Raw genomic sequence first — 14,729 nt, 5'->3', positions numbered from 1 at the left:
TCAGGTCCTGTCGCCCTTGTCCCGTCGCCGCGCGATTACTGCGCGGCTGCGCCCGCCGAGGCGAACGAGTTCGCCGGATTGGTCGCGAATTTCTTCTTCGCAGCCTCGGTCCAGGCCGCGAATTCCTGGTCGTTCACGACCCGCACCGCGATCGGCATGAAGGCGTGATCCTTGCCGCAGAGTTCCGAGCACTGGCCGTAGTACATGCCGAGCTTGGTGGCCTTGAACCAGGTCTCGTTGAGACGGCCGGGCACCGAGTCGATCTTGATGCCGAAGGCCGGCACCGCGAAGGAGTGGATCACGTCGGCGCCGGTGGTCTGGATCCGGACCACCTTGTTGATCGGCACCACCATCTCGTTGTCGACGCCGAGCAGGCGCGGCTGCTTGTCCTGCGCCAGCAGCGAATCGAATTCGAACTTGCCGTTATCGGGATAGGCGTAGCTCCAGTACCACTGCTTGCCGGTGGCCTTGATGGTCAGGTCGGCCTTGGGAATGTCGAGTTCCTGGAACAAGAGGCGGAACGACGGCACGGCGATGCCGACCAGGATCAGCACTGGAATCAGCGTCCATGCCACCTCGATCAGCGTGTTGTGCGTGGTCTTGGAGGGGACCGGATTGGTCTTGGCGTTGAACTTCACCACGACGAGGATGAGCAGCACGAGCACGAACAGCGTGATGACCGTGATCAGCACGAACAGGAAATTATGGAACCAGGTGATGTTCTCCATCACCGGAGAGCCCGCTTCCTGCAGCTTGTATTCCCACGGCGCAGGCTGTCCCAATTCGGCGAATGCCGTTCCACCGGCGACAAGCGCCATGCCTGCCACCGCCAATCCCAGCAACCGACGGCCAATCTGGCCCTTCGACATCTTCATGCCGCTCGCGCTCCCTTGATAAATCCCCAAAGCACTCCCGCCGGATAGCCGGAAATGCCGCACGATCCGCCCTGACAAACGGCCAACCGGAGGTACTTCAGAAGTACACCTTGAAGAGTGCCTTGCAAAAGTACCTTGCAAAAGTACCTGCAACAGTCGTTGCGACAGCACTTGGGCCAGATCGTTAGAACGCGTCGAAATCCAGCCTCTCAAACCATAATTCCAAGCCTCTCGCAATGCAGTAGTGGGGGGCCAAGCCATGCGTCACCTTCTATTCGCTGGATGGCAGGTTTTCCCGGTAAATCACGGTCAACCGGCTCGATTGACACCGGGCTGCGCTTGACAGGCGGATTGCCGGATGTAGGCACAGGCAGGGCATTCCGGAGCTCCCTGATTCGCCCGCGGAAGCCGAGTTTCGGGTGCGGAAACGGCGTCTGGACGCCTTCAAGGCGCCGTCATTGCGGTATCAGTCCGAGGCAAGGCAGGTTTGCGGCGCAAGCCCCTTGTCTGTAACGCGTAGAACCGGCCTGGGCCGGAAATATATCGCCGGCAATGCCGGCAAACCTCAGAGGATCGACCCGAATGGGGCGTTCGAAACGTGATTTCAGCCACTGGCTGGGCAGCCTGCTTGCCGTGGCCTTGCTGTTCGGCCTGACCGGGGCAGCGAATGCCCAGGGTGCGGTGCGGTCGGTCCATGGCGACTGGCAGATCCGCTGCGACACCCCGCCGGGCGCGCAGGCGGAACAATGCGCCCTGATCCAGAGCGTGGTAGCGGAAGACCGCTCCAACGCCGGTCTCACCGTGATCGTGCTGAAGACCGCGGACCAGAAGAGCAAGCTGATGCGGGTGGTCGCGCCCCTCGGCGTGCTGCTGCCCTCCGGCCTCGGCCTGAAGCTCGACAACCAGGATGTCGGTCGCGCCGGTTTCGTCCGCTGCCTGCCCAACGGCTGCGTTGCGGAAGTGGTGATGGACGAAAAGCTGCTCGGCCAGCTCCGCACCGCCAAGACCGCGACCTTCATCATCTTCGAGACCCCCGAAGAGGGCATCGGCTTCCCGCTCAGCCTGAACGGGCTCGGCGAAGGCTACGACAAGCTGCCGTAGGCCCCCCTCCCGGTTTGCTGCAACAGCGCCTATCTTTCCTTATCGTCGTTCCGGCCGAGCGACTTGTCCACCGCGCGCCGGAACCATAACCATGTCCGCCTGGTGTTACCGGACGGCCGTGGGTTCTTGCTTAGGACATGAAGACCTGTGGTTATGGGTCCCTGCTTCCGCAGGGACGTCAAAATCGTTGCATTGCTCTGGAGTCCAGATGACCAACCTCGCCACGACCTCCCTGATCGACCGCGCCAACCTCGACCGCGATTCCGTCCGCCGCGAGATCGCGCGGGGGCTCGAGGGCGCCGACGATGGCGAGCTGTTCCTGGAATATGGCCAGACCGAAGCCCTGGCCTTCGACAACGGCCGGCTGAAGCAGGCGACGTATGACACCTCGCAAGGCTTCGGCCTGCGCGCGGTCAAGGACGACGCGGTCGGCTATGCGCATTCCTCCGACGTGTCGCTGCCGGCGCTGATCCGCGCCGCCGACGCGGTCGCCGCCGTGCGCGGCGGTTACAGCGGCCAATTCGCCGCCGCGCCGGCCCACACCAACGTGCGGCTCTATGGCGACGACAATCCGCTGGATGGGCCGGGCTTCGAGGCCAAGGTGAAACTGCTCGCCGAGATCGACGCTTACGTGCGCGACAAGGATCCGCGGGTGCGGCAGGCTTCGATCAGCCTCGGCGCCACCTGGCAGGTGGTGGAAATCCTGCGCCCCGACGGCGAAAGCTATCGCGACATCCGCCCACTGGTGCGGGTCAATATTTCCGTCGTCGCAGGACAAGGCGACCGCCAGGAAAGCGGCAGCAAGGGTTACGGCGGCCGCGAGGGTTATGCGCGCTTCATCGAAACCAAGGCGTGGCGCGAGGCCGCCGACGGCGCGATCCGCGAGGCGCTGGTCAACCTGGAATCGGTCCCCGCCCCCGCCGGCGAGATGGACGTGGTGCTCGGCGCTGGCTGGCCCGGCGTGATGCTGCATGAAGCGGTCGGCCACGGGCTCGAAGGCGATTTCAACCGCAAGCAGACTTCGGCTTTCGCAGGATTGATGGGCAAGCAGGTCGCGGCCAAGGGCGTCACCGTCGTCGACGACGGCACCATGGCTTCGCGGCGCGGCTCACTGTCGATCGACGATGAGGGCACGCCGACCAACCGCACGGTCCTGATCGAGGACGGCATTCTGGTCGGCTACATGCAGGATCGCCAGAACGCGCGGCTGATGAACATGAAGCCGACTGGCAACGGCCGCCGCCAGAGCTACGCCCATGTGCCGATGCCGCGCATGACCAACACCTACATGCTGGCCGGCCAACGCGATCCGGCGGAGATCCTGGCGTCGGTCAAGAACGGCATCTACGCCGCCAATTTCGGCGGCGGCCAGGTCGACATCACCTCGGGCAAATATGTGTTCCAGTGCACCGAGGCCTACAAGATCGAGAACGGCAAGCTCGGCGCCCCGCTGAAGGGCGCGATGCTGATCGGCAACGGGCCGACCGACCTGCACAGAATAACCATGATCGGCAACGATCTTGCGCTCGATACCGGTATCGGCACCTGCGGCAAGAACGGCCAGGGCGTGCCGGTCGGCGTCGGTCAGCCGACGCTGCGGATGGAACGGATTACGGTCGGAGGAACTGGCTAGTGAGCATCGAGAAGAACGAGCTCGTGACGGCGGAACGGGAAACGGCGTCTGCCAAGCCGATCAGCTGGCGCGGGCAGGCCGCCCAACTCGTGGCGATCGTCGCCGTCGTGTTCATCGCCAAGGGCGCGCTCGCCGAACCGTTTTATGTTCCGTCCGGCTCGATGGAACCGACGCTCCTGATCGGCGACGCGCTGCTGGCGTCGAAATTCCCCTATGGTTATGGCGCGGCGTCCTTGCCGATCCAGATCACGCTGCCGGAAACCGGCCGCCTGTTCGGCGAGACGCCGAAGCGCGGTGACGTCGTCGTGTTCCGCTGGCCCGGCGACCGCTCGCAGGCCTGGGTGAAGCGTGTCGTCGGCCTGCCCGGCGATCGCATCCAGCTCCGCCAGGGCCAGCTCTTCATCAACGACCACGCCGCGGCGCTTCAGCCGGACGGGACAGGCGAAGCCGAAGACGACCGCGGCGGCAGCGAGCGGGCCTATCGCTTCATCGAGACGCTGCCGAACGGCGTCACGCACGCGATCTTCAAGATGCGCGACAACGGCCAGTACGACAACACGCCCGAAGTGACGGTACCGGCAGGCAAGCTGTTCGTGCTCGGCGACAACCGGGACAATTCCGCCGACAGCCGCGTCTCGGTGCGCGACGGCGGCGTCGGCCTGCTGCCGATCGACAACCTGGTCGGCCGCGCCGATGCGGTGGTCGGCTCCTGGGACATGGGCGTGCGCAGCCAGCCGGTCTGGACCTGGCTGTCGGGCTTCCGGATGGCGCGGTTTTTCACGTCAGTGCACTGAGCGCAGATGACCTTCGACGACGTCCGGAAGTTCGCGCTTCTGTGGACAGAGGTTGAGGACAGCACCTCCTACGGCACGCCGGCGCTGAAGGTGCGCAAGAAACTGTTGGCGCGCCTGAAGGAAGACGGCGACAGCCTGGTGATGCCTGATGTGCCGCAGGATGAGCGCGAGATGCTGGTGGAAAGCGCGCCGAAGGTATTTTACTTCACCGATCACTACCGCGATTATCCGATTACGCTGATCCGCCTGTCGAAGGCCAAGCGCGCCATCGTCGAACCGCTGCTGCGCCGGCACTGGCGCACGCTGGCGTCAAAGGCGGCGGTGAAGGAATTTGACGCGCTTTAGCCGCTTCCGTCATTGCGAGCGCAAGCGAAGCAATCAATTGCGCGGCTGAGGAAAACCGGCGCATCCAACGTGTAAATCTTCCATGACCCGGGACGAATTCCTCAGCCTTGCCCTGCGCAATCCCGTCAACGCGATCATCGTCGACGAGCTGTTCACGGTCGCACTCCCCGACGCCTGGCTGGTCTCCGGCTGTCTGGTGCAGACGGTGTGGAACGTCACGACCGGCCGCGACGTCGACTACGGAATTAGCGATTACGACGTGTTCTATTTCGATCCCGATACCTCGTGGGAAGCCGAAGACGCGGTCATCCGCACCCTGGCCGAACGCTTCGCCAAACTCGGCGTCACCGTTGAAGTGCGCAACCAGGCCCGCGTGCACCTCTGGTACACGCAAAAGCACGGCCTGCCCTACCCGCCGCTGCACACTTCGACCGAGGGCATCGACCGCTTCCTGACGAAAAACACTCGCATCGGCATTCGCCGCACGCAGGCTGGCTATGACGTCTATGCGCCGGACGGCTTTGACGACGCGGCCAATCTGATCGTGCGGCCAAATCGGACCGCGAATTTCTCGGCGGAGAACTATGCAAAGAAGGCGGCGCGCTGGAAGGCGTTGTGGCCGGAGGTGACGGTGTTGCCGTCATTCCGGGATGGTGCGTAAGCACCAGACCCGGAATCTCGAGATTCCGGGTTCGATGCTTCGCATCGCCCCGGAATGACGGAGGGATTACCGCACCACGCCGGAAATAAACCCGGCCTTGCGGCGCGGCGGCTTGATGTCTTTCTTCAGGTAGCAATGGGCGTCGCGGCCGGCATAGCCCGGCCGGGCATAGGTCCAGGCGCGGCATTTGTTGTCGGCGACGCAGGCGGCCTTGCAGGCGTCGTCGCCTTCAGAGCCGTTGAGATCGAAATTCTTGTAGTCGCCGCCGAAACGGTCGATCGAGGTTTCGACCGTGGTATTCCTGGGTTCGACCACGCCGGCGCCACGCACGCCGGAGACGCAGCAATTATCCTGCGCGCGGGCCGGCACATTGCTCTTGAGCCAGCACACCGCGCCGTTGGTCGCGTCGGTCGGATAGCTGAAGCTCCAGGCCCGGCAGCGCTTGTCGCGCTCGCAGACCAGCGCGCAATCGGCTGGATCCCCCGAGCTGACCGGCGCACTCAGATAATCGCCGCCCGGACGATCGAAATTGGCCTGTGCCAGCGCCGGACGCACGGCTGTCACCCCCGCCAGAAAGGCGAGCGCCACCACACACGCCCTGAGCAGGCGACCTGTCCCCATCTGCGATTGCTTTCGAATACGCGTCGCGAAGCCTCATTTGAGCGGCCTCAACCTGTACGGTGGATGAACGGCTCAAAAATGCGGCATTCGCCAGCGTCGTCGGGCGGGCACTTTCAGGTCATGCGCTTTCAGATCAGGCCTGCAAGCGGACGTGACCCGCGGCCGGCCCCTGTCGCGCGAGCAAGCGCGCCGGAACAAGCCTTCAATCCGAAGGGGTTAGAACGCGTATTCCTGATAGGCCGGCTCCACGGAGCCGCCCCAGGCGCCGTTGAATTTCTCCAGCATCTCTTCGGCCGGGGTCCGCCCGCAATCGAGAATCCGCTCCAGCGGCTCGAGAAACCGGCTCTCGTCGCGGCCGGAATGATCGACGCGGTTGCGCCGCCGTAATCCGGCGTATGACAGCTTCAGGCATTCCCTGGCGATCTCGAACAGATAGCGGTCCCGGATCCTGGCCTTGAAGCCCAGACGCGGCACATCGTCGCGCAACGCCTGACGCTCATAGGCATTCCAGTGGCTGACCAGATCCCAGGCCGCGTTGAGGGTGTCGTCGTCGTACAACAGCCCGACCCAGAACGCCGGCAGCGCCGGCAGCCGGCCCCACGGCACGCCGTCGGCGCCGCGCATTTCCAGATAGCGCTTCAGCCGCACTTCCGGGAAAATCGTCGACAGATGGTTGGCCCAGTCCGACAGCGTCGGGCGCTCGCCGGGGAATGCCGGGTTCTTGCCGTCGAAGAAGGCGCGGAACGACGAACCCGACACGTCGATATATTCGTCGCCGCGCTTGACGAAATACATCGGCACATCCAGCGCGTAATCGACCCAGCGCTCGAACCCCATGCCGTCCTCGAACGCCCAGGGAATCATGCCCGAGCGCGCATTGTCGGTGTCGCGCCAGATTTCGGAACGGAACGAGAGGTACCCGTTGGGCTTGCCTTCGGTGAACGGCGAATTGGCAAACAGCGCGGTCGCGATCGGCTGCAGCGCCACCGATACCCTGAGCTTCTTGACCATGTCGGCTTCCGAGGAGAAGTCGAGGTTGGTCTGCACCGTGCAGGTCCGGTACATCATGTCGAGGCCGTATTTGCCGACCTTCGGCATGTAGTTGGTCATGATCTTGTAGCGGCCCTTGGGCATCATCGGGATCTGCTTGCGCGACCAGGACGGCGTCATGCCGAGCCCGAGAAAGCCGATGCCGAGCGGGGTCGCGATCTCGCGCACCTGCGCCAGGTGCGCCATCAGCTCCGACTGGGTCTGGTGCACGGTCTCGACCGGTGCGCCCGACAATTCGAACTGGCCGCCGGGCTCCAGCGAAATCGCGCCGCCGCCGGTGACGTCGTAAAGCCCGATGATGTTGCCGCGCTCCATGATCGGCTCCCAGCCAAGCAGGAGCTGCATGCCTTCGAGCAGCGCGCCGATGCCCTTGCCGCCTTCATACGGCACAGGCTGGTGGCCCTCGAGCGTGAACGGGGTCTTCTCGTGTTCGGTGCCGATGCGGAATTCGCTCGGCGGCTTCACGCCGGCCTCCAGCCACGCCACGAGTTCGTCGCGCGATTGCAGCGGCGTCATATCGATCTGGTCACGCGCCATAAAAAATCCGGATGTGGGGCGATTCGACCGAACGCGCCGTATGGCCAAGGGGGATACGGACGGCATTGTCCGCAGCAACGAAAGGTATCGGGGCTATCATCGCGCCGGCACGCCGTCTCGGGCGGCCACTGCCTTGATATCCCCGCAGGAGCAGCCGAGCCGGTCGAGCAGACCGCACAGCTTGATGGCATCGGCATCGGAGAGCTTGGAGCCGACGTATTTTTCGATCGCCGCCGAATAGGCGTTCCACATCTTCTTCTGCAGCTCGCGCCCGGCCTCGGTGATCTCGACGAACTGGCCGCGCTTGTCGATCTTGCATTCGCGCCGCGCCGCCAGCCCCTCATCGACCAGACGGTCGATCAGCCGCGAGGTCGAGTATTGCGGGATCAGCATCTGCTTCTCCAGCTCCACCGGGCGCATCTCGCCGGACGGCGCGCGCGACAATTCCAAGAGCGCGTCATACCAGGCCAGCGGCGGGAAGCCGGCTTTCTTCAAATCCTGCTCGACGGCATCGAGCACCCGGCTCTGGACCCGCATCAGGCGGATCCACGCGGCGGTGGCCTCGGTCGAAGGTTTGCGTTTCATCGTTCAGTCCGTCTCTGTCACGGATCAGTGTACCGCACTAAATGCAGCTGCATCAATCTTGACTATTTCATGCAGATGCATTTAGTCACTCCGGAACGTTTTCAAACACCTGATCTCGTAAAGAAAACGTCACACAATAGCGGTTTTGGGCCCCACCGGTTCTGATACGCTCGGGGCCTCAGGCTCAAAAGCCGCAATCCTTAAATGTCGAGGGAAGGAAAATCCGATGAAATTGTATTATTCGCCCGGCGCCTGCTCGCTCTCCCCCCATATCGCGCTGCTGGAGGCCGGTCTGCCCTACGACCTGGTCAAGGTCGACCTGCGCGCCAAGAAGCTGGAAAACGGCGACGATTATCTGAAGATCAACCCGAAGGGCCAGGTGCCGGCGCTGGCGCTGGACTCCGGCGAACTCGTCACCGAAGGCCCGGTCATCGTCCAGATGATCGCCGACAAGGCCGGCAAGGGCCTGGCGCCCGCCCGCGACAGCGACGAGCGCTACAAGCTGCAGGCATGGCTCACCTACATCAACAGCGAATTGCACAAGAACATTGGCCCGCAGTTCAGCCCCGTGCTCGCCGATGACGCCAAGGCGTTCTTCAAGGACCGCGTGATGGGCAAGTTCAAGTATGTCGACGGCGAACTGGCCGGGAAAGACTATCTGATGGGCAAGCAGTTCACCGTGGCCGACGGCTACATGTTCACGATGCTGGCCTGGGCCGAGCGGATGAAGTGGGATCTCGCCGGCATGTCGAACCTGATGGCCTACAAGGCCCGTGTCGGCGCCCGCCCGAAGGTGCAGGAAGCCCTTGTCAAGGAAGGCCTGATGAAGGCGGCATAAGCTTTCAGCATCGGGAATGCGAAAGGGGCCGGATCGATGATCCGGCCCTTTTTTCTGCCCGTCATTCCGGGATGGTGCGCAGCACCAGACCCGGAATCTCGAGATTCCGGGTTCGATGCTTCGCATCGCCCCGGAATGACGTCGTGTCTATTGCCTCGCCGCGTTGCCATTCGCCAATACGCGCGGGCTTACGCCGCCGCCTGCTTCTTCGGCGGGAAGCGGCCATAGAAGGTCTCGCCGTTGGCGGCCATCTCGACCAGCAGTTTCGGCGGCGTGAAACGGGAACCGTATTTGGCCTCGAGCTTGTGGCAGAGTTCGACGAACTTCCTGGTGCCCATGAAGTCGATATAGGACAGCGTGCCGCCGGTGAACGGCGCGAAGCCGAAGCCGAGGATCGAGCCGACATCGGCCTCGCGCATGTCGGTGATGACGTGATCTTCCACCGTGCGCGCGGCTTCCACCGCCTGGGTCACCAGGAAGCGCTGCTTCAGTTCCTCGATGTCGAGCGTATCGGGATCGAGATGTTTCGGCTGCAGCGCGCCGAGGCCCGGCCACAGGCTCTTCTGGCCCTTGCCCTTCTCGGGATAGTCGTAAAAGCCCTTGGCATTCTTGCGGCCGAACCGGCCCTGTTTCTCGACCAGTTCGACCATCAGCTTCTTCTGGTCCTGGTTGACCGCGTTGGGGCCGAGATCGGCCTCGGTCGCCTTCATGACCTTGAGGCCGAGGTCGAGCGCCACTTCGTCCGACAGCGACAGCGGGCCGACGGGCATGCCGGCCATCTTCGCGGTGTTCTCGATCATCGCCGGCGGCACGCCTTCGAGGAACATCTCGGTGCCCTCGGCGATGTAGCGCATCACGCAGCGGTTGGCGAAGAAGCCGCGGGAATCGTTGACGACGATCGGCGTCTTGCCGATCACCCGCACATAATCCAGCGCGGTGGCGAGCGCGAGGTCGCCGGTGTTTTTGCCGACGATGATTTCGACCAGCATCATCTTCTCGACCGGCGAGAAGAAGTGGATGCCGATGAACTTGCCCTGGTCCTTGAACTCTTCCGCCAGCGAGGTGATCGGCAAGGTCGAGGTGTTGGAGGCGATGATCGCGCCCTCCTTCAATAGCGGCTGCGCCTTGGCGTAGGTATCCGCCTTCACTTTTCGATCCTCGAACACGGCCTCGATGACCAGGTCGCAGTCCTTCAGCACGTTGTAATCGGCGGTCGCGGAGATGCGGCCGAGGATGGCGTCGCGATCGCTTTCCTTGGCGCGGCCCTTCTTGATCAGGTCGTCGATCACGGCCTGGGCGTGGCCCTTACCCTTGTCGGCGCTTTCCTGGTCGCGGTCGATCAGCACCACGTCGATGCCGGCCCGCGCCGAGACGTAACCGACGCTGGCGCCCATGAAGCCGGCACCGATCACGGCGAGCTTCTTCACTTTGGTCGGCGGCACGTTGGCCGGGCGCCGCGCGCCCTTGTTCAGTTCCTGCATCGACAGGAACAGGCTGCGGATCATCGCGGCGGCTTCGTTGGAGCGCAGCACCTGCGTGAAGTAACGCGACTCGACCCGCAGCGCCGCGTCGATCGGCAACTGCAGGCCTTCATAGACGCAGCTCATGATGGCGCGCGCCGCCGGATAGTTGTCGTAGGTCTCGCGGCGGTAGATCGCGTTGCCCGCCGGGAACATCTGCATGCCCATCTTGGAGAACACCAGTCCGCCCGGCAGCTTGAAGCCCTTTTCGTCCCACGGCGCGATCGGCTTGCCGCCGCCCTTGATCCAGTCCTTCGCGGCCTTGATCATCTCGGCGGGAGGAACGATGGCGTGAATCAGGTTCAGCGCCTTGGCCTTGGCGAGGTTGATCGCCTCGCCCTTCAGCAACAACTGCATCGCATCCTGCGGCGAGACGATGCGCGGCACGCGCTGGGTGCCGCCGGCGCCCGGAAACAGCCCGACCTTGACTTCGGGCAGACCAAGCCGGGTCTTGGGATTATCCGCCGCGACACGGTAGTGGCAGGACAGCGTCAGCTCAAAACCGCCGCCGAGCGCGAGACCGTTGATGGCCGCGACCCACGGCTTGCCTGAGGTTTCGATCGAGCGGAACACCTGCGAGAAGCGGCGGCTCTGGTCGAACAGCACTTGGTTGGCGGCAACCTCGCCCTTTTCCCTGAGCAGCCCGGCATAGGTCTGGGCCATGCCCTCGAGCATCGAAAGGTCAGCGCCGGCGCACAGCGCTTCCTTGCCCGAGGTGATGACGACGCCCTTGACGGCGGCGTCTTCGGAGGTCTGCTTGATGATCGCCTCGAGCTCGGTGATCGAGGTCTCGTCCAGCACGTTCATCGAACGGCCGGGCGTGTCCCAAGTCACCAGCACGATGCCGTCGGCGTCGGTCTCGGTCTTGAAGTTCTTGAAGGCCATGTGTTGCTCCCAATTGGTTTTCCCTTCTCCCCTTGTGGGAGAAGGTGGCGAGAACACGCGAAGCGCGTTCGAGCCGGATGAGGGGTTTGTGTCCGCGGATAGAGACCCCTCACCCGCCCTCGCTTCGCGAGCGCACCCTCTCCCACAAGGGGAGAGGGGAAAAAATTAAACCCGCTCGATGATCGTAGCCGTCCCCATGCCGCCGCCGATGCACAGGGTCACCAGCGCGGTCTGCTTGTTGGTGCGCTCGAGTTCGTCGAGCACGGTGCCGAGGATCATGGCGCCGGTGGCGCCCAGGGGATGACCGAGCGCGATGGCGCCGCCATTGACGTTGATCTTCGAGGGATCGATGTCGAAGGCCTGCATGTAGCGCAGCACCACCGAGGCAAAGGCCTCGTTGAGTTCGAACAGGTCGATGTCCGACTTCTTCATACCGGAGCGCTCGAACAGCTTTTCGGTGACATCGACCGGGCCGGTCAGCATCATCGCCGGCTCCGAGCCGATATTGGCAAAGGCGCGGATCTTCGCGCGCGCCTTCAGGCCATGCTTGGCGCCGGCTTCCTTGCTGCCGAGCAGCACCGCGCCGGCGCCGTCGACGATGCCGGACGAGTTGCCGGCGTGGTGCACGTAGTTGATGCGCTCGACTTCGGGATGCGACTGGATCGCCACCGCGTCGAAGCCGCCCATCTGGCCCATCGCCACGAACGACGGCTGCAACTGGCCGAGCGACTGCATTGTCGTGGTCGGCCGCATGTGCTCGTCCTTGGCGAGGATGGTGAGGCCGTTGATGTCCTTGACCGGCACCACCGAATTCTTGAAGCGGCCCTCGTCCCAGGCCTTCGCCGCCCGCTGCTGGCTCTGCACCGCGTAGGCGTCGACGTCGTCGCGCGAAAAACCGTATTTGGTCGCGATCAGGTCGGCCGAGACGCCCTGCGGCATGAAATATGACGGCACCGCCATCGAGGGGTCCATCGGCCAGGCGCCGCCGGACGCACCGATGCCGACGCGGCTCATCGATTCGGCGCCGCCGCCGATCACGAGTTCATGCTGGCCGGCCATGATCTGGGCGGCGGCGAAATTGACGGCATCGAGGCCAGAGGCGCAGAAGCGGCTGATCTGGACGCCGGGCACGGCCTCGCCGAGGCCGGCCTTCATCGCGGCAAAGCGGGCGATGTCGGAGCCGGCTTCGCCGACCGGATCGACCACGCCGAGGATGACGTCGTCGACGACGTCTTCGGGAAGGTTGTTGCGTTCCTTCAACGCCCTTAGCGGCACCGTCGCCAGCGCCAGCGCCGTGACCTCATGGAGCGAGCCATCGGCCTTGCCGCGGCCGCGCGGGGTGCGAACGTGATCGTAGATATAGGCTTCGGGCATGTCGCCCTCCTTATATGAGGATCATAATATAGTGCTGAAATCGCCGCGGAGTCTCGCCCGCGGCGAAGAATCTCAGAACGCTTCTGCCGCCAGTTCCATGGTGGTGGCAGCGCCGGACTGGATGCGCGCGAGGTGGACGGTCGTCTCCGGTAACATCCGCTCCATGAAGAAGCGCCCGGTCACCAGCTTGGTGGTCAGATAGGGCGTGGCGCCGGAGCCCGCCATCTTGTCCTGCGCCACTTTTGCCATCCGAGCCCACATGTAGCCAAAGGTGACGAGGCCGAACAATTGCATGTAGTCGGTAGCGGCAGCACCGGCGTTGTCGGGCTTCGCCAGTGCGTTCTGCATCAGCCAGCCGGTAGCCTGCTGCAGGTGGCCGAGCGCGGCTAATAGCGGCGTCACGAACGGCTTCATCGCGTCGTCGGCGCCGTGTTCCTTGGCGAAGGCGGTAACTTCGCCGAAGAACGCCATCACGGCGCGGCCGCCGTCGCGCGGCAGTTTGCGGCCGACGAGGTCGAGCGCCTGAATGCCGTTGGCGCCCTCATAGAGCATGGCGATGCGCGCATCGCGCACGAACTGCTCCATGCCGTGTTCGGCGATGTAGCCGTGGCCGCCATACATCTGCTGCGCCATCACGGCGTTGGAGAAGCCGACGTCGGTCATCACGCCCTTCATGACCGGGGTCATCAGCCCCATGTGGTCGTCGGCCTCCTGGCGGTCCTTAGGGTCGGAGGAGCGGTGGGCGACGTCGCTCTTCAGGGCGGTCCACACCACCATGGCGCGCGCCGCCTCGTTGAAGGCGCGGATGGTGAGCAGCACGCGGCGCACGTCGGGATGCACGATGATCGGATCGGCCGGCTTGTCCGGCGCCTTGGCGCCCGTCAGCGAACGGCCCTGCAGGCGCTCGCGCGCATAATTCACGGCGTTCTGGTAGGCGACTTCGGATTGCGCGAGGCCCTGCACCGCGACGCCGAGCCGGGCCTCGTTCATCATCACGAACATGCCCTGCATGCCCTTGTTTTCCTCGCCGATCAGCCAGCCGGTGGCGCCGTCGTAATTCATCACGCAGGTCGAATTGCCGTGGATGCCCATCTTGTGCTCGATCGAGCCGCAGGACACGCCGTTGCGGGCGCCGAGCGAACCGTCGGCATTGACCAGAATCTTGGGCACCACGAACAGCGACACGCCCTTGATGCCGGCGGGTGCACCTTCGATGCGCGCCAGCACCAGATGGATGATGTTGTCGGCGAGGTCGTGCTCGCCGGCCGAGATGAAGATCTTGGTGCCCGTGATCTTGTAGCTGCCGTCGGCCTGCTTGACGGCCTTGGTGCGCAACAGGCCGAGATCGGTGCCGCATTGCGGCTCGGTCAGGTTCATGGTGCCGGTCCACTCGCCCGCCACCATCTTCGGCACGAACATCTTCTTCTGTTCCGGCTTGCCGTGCACCATCAGCGCGGCGGTCGCGCCCATGGTCAGGCCGCCATACATCGAAAACGCCATGTTGGCCGCGCTCTGGAATTCGGTGACGACCTGGCTCAGCGTCACCGGCAGTCCCTGCCCGCCATATTCCGCCGGTGCCGACAGCCCGAGCCAGCCGCCCGCGGCGACCTGCTTGAAGGCTTCCTTGAAGCCCTTCGGCGTGGTGACGCTGCCGTCGTCGTTGCGAACACAGCCTTCGAGATCGCCGGCGCGATTGAGCGGCTGCAGCACCTCCTCGCTCAGCTTGGCCGCCTCGCCGATGATGGCTTCGCGGACGTCGGCGGAGGCATCGGTAAAACCGGGCAGATTGTCGTAGCGATCGATCTGGAACACGTCGTTGAGCAGGAATGTGACGTCTTCCACGGGGGCTTTGTAGGTCGGCATGGCGTTCTCCCGGCAGGGCAGAGATTTGGCGGACAGGTGGGGTGAAA

The 14,729-nt window shown here is 64.1% G+C and carries 13 protein-coding genes; 6 read left to right on the top strand and 7 right to left on the bottom strand.

The features are described from left to right. Positions 1 to 35: 35 nt before the first annotated feature. Positions 36 to 875 (bottom strand): cytochrome c oxidase subunit II, encoded by an 840-nt coding sequence (coxB, locus tag FFI89_RS04115; protein WP_138833153.1) that lies wholly within the window; start codon positions 873 to 875, stop codon positions 36 to 38. A gap of 582 nt (positions 876 to 1,457) precedes the next feature. On the opposite strand from coxB, the gene FFI89_RS04110 reads away from it, so the two are divergent. The 5 genes from FFI89_RS04110 (at position 1,458) to FFI89_RS04090 (ending at position 5,409) form a co-directional block, all read left to right on the top strand. After that, positions 1,458 to 1,976, top strand: a complete 519-nt coding sequence (locus FFI89_RS04110) for an invasion associated locus B family protein (protein WP_246669358.1) — start codon at positions 1,458 to 1,460, stop codon at positions 1,974 to 1,976. Between the two features lie 208 nt (positions 1,977 to 2,184). Beyond that, positions 2,185 to 3,609 carry a metalloprotease TldD gene (tldD, locus tag FFI89_RS04105; protein WP_138833151.1) on the top strand — a complete coding sequence of 475 codons (1,425 nt, stop codon included), beginning with the start codon at positions 2,185 to 2,187 and terminating at the stop codon, positions 3,607 to 3,609. A 23-nt stretch (positions 3,610 to 3,632) separates the two neighbouring features. Then, the gene (gene lepB / locus FFI89_RS04100; RefSeq protein WP_371722494.1) at positions 3,633 to 4,403 is read left to right on the top strand and encodes a signal peptidase I; all 771 of its coding nucleotides are present in this window, start codon (positions 3,633 to 3,635) and stop codon (positions 4,401 to 4,403) included. 6 nt (positions 4,404 to 4,409) lie between these two features. Further along, positions 4,410 to 4,748 (top strand): MmcQ/YjbR family DNA-binding protein, encoded by a 339-nt coding sequence (locus FFI89_RS04095; protein WP_138833147.1) that lies wholly within the window; start codon positions 4,410 to 4,412, stop codon positions 4,746 to 4,748. An 82-nt stretch (positions 4,749 to 4,830) separates the two neighbouring features. Then, a complete protein-coding gene (locus FFI89_RS04090) occupies positions 4,831 to 5,409 on the top strand; it encodes a nucleotidyltransferase family protein (RefSeq protein WP_138833145.1) in 579 nt (192 codons plus the stop codon). Between the two features lie 66 nt (positions 5,410 to 5,475). Here FFI89_RS04090 and FFI89_RS04085 read toward each other — a convergent pair whose 3' ends face one another. From FFI89_RS04085 to FFI89_RS04075, 3 genes are all read right to left on the bottom strand, one after another. Beyond that, positions 5,476 to 6,030: a PAN domain-containing protein gene (locus tag FFI89_RS04085; protein ID WP_138833143.1), complete on the bottom strand. Its 555-nt coding sequence runs from the start codon at positions 6,028 to 6,030 to the stop codon at positions 5,476 to 5,478. A 216-nt stretch (positions 6,031 to 6,246) separates the two neighbouring features. Continuing rightward, on the bottom strand, positions 6,247 to 7,617 hold the full coding sequence (locus tag FFI89_RS04080; RefSeq protein ID WP_138833141.1) for a glutamate--cysteine ligase: 1,371 nt from the start codon (positions 7,615 to 7,617) through the stop codon (positions 6,247 to 6,249). 96 nt (positions 7,618 to 7,713) lie between these two features. After that, positions 7,714 to 8,202: a MarR family winged helix-turn-helix transcriptional regulator gene (locus tag FFI89_RS04075; RefSeq protein WP_138833139.1), complete on the bottom strand. Its 489-nt coding sequence runs from the start codon at positions 8,200 to 8,202 to the stop codon at positions 7,714 to 7,716. A gap of 226 nt (positions 8,203 to 8,428) precedes the next feature. Between FFI89_RS04075 and gstA the strand changes: the two genes are divergently transcribed. After that, positions 8,429 to 9,040 (top strand): glutathione transferase GstA, encoded by a 612-nt coding sequence (gene gstA, locus FFI89_RS04070; RefSeq protein ID WP_138833137.1) that lies wholly within the window; start codon positions 8,429 to 8,431, stop codon positions 9,038 to 9,040. Positions 9,041 to 9,228: 188 nt separating this feature from the next. Here the strand turns inward: gstA and FFI89_RS04065 are convergent, their stop codons facing one another. The 3 genes from FFI89_RS04065 to FFI89_RS04055 form a co-directional block, all read right to left on the bottom strand. Continuing rightward, a complete protein-coding gene (locus FFI89_RS04065) occupies positions 9,229 to 11,445 on the bottom strand; it encodes an FAD-dependent oxidoreductase (RefSeq protein ID WP_138833135.1) in 2,217 nt (738 codons plus the stop codon). 165 nt (positions 11,446 to 11,610) lie between these two features. After that, positions 11,611 to 12,819 carry an acetyl-CoA C-acetyltransferase gene (locus tag FFI89_RS04060; protein ID WP_138833133.1) on the bottom strand — a complete coding sequence of 403 codons (1,209 nt, stop codon included), beginning with the start codon at positions 12,817 to 12,819 and terminating at the stop codon, positions 11,611 to 11,613. Positions 12,820 to 12,891: 72 nt separating this feature from the next. Beyond that, the gene (locus FFI89_RS04055) at positions 12,892 to 14,682 is read right to left on the bottom strand and encodes an acyl-CoA dehydrogenase C-terminal domain-containing protein (protein ID WP_138833131.1); all 1,791 of its coding nucleotides are present in this window, start codon (positions 14,680 to 14,682) and stop codon (positions 12,892 to 12,894) included. Positions 14,683 to 14,729: the final 47 nt, after the last annotated feature.

It is taken from the genome of Bradyrhizobium sp. KBS0727 (assembly GCF_005937885.2).
Classification (GTDB): Bacteria; Pseudomonadota; Alphaproteobacteria; order Rhizobiales; family Xanthobacteraceae; genus Bradyrhizobium.
The sequence above is the reverse complement of the archived record's forward strand: the minus strand, read 5'-3'. Positions and strand labels throughout refer to the sequence as shown.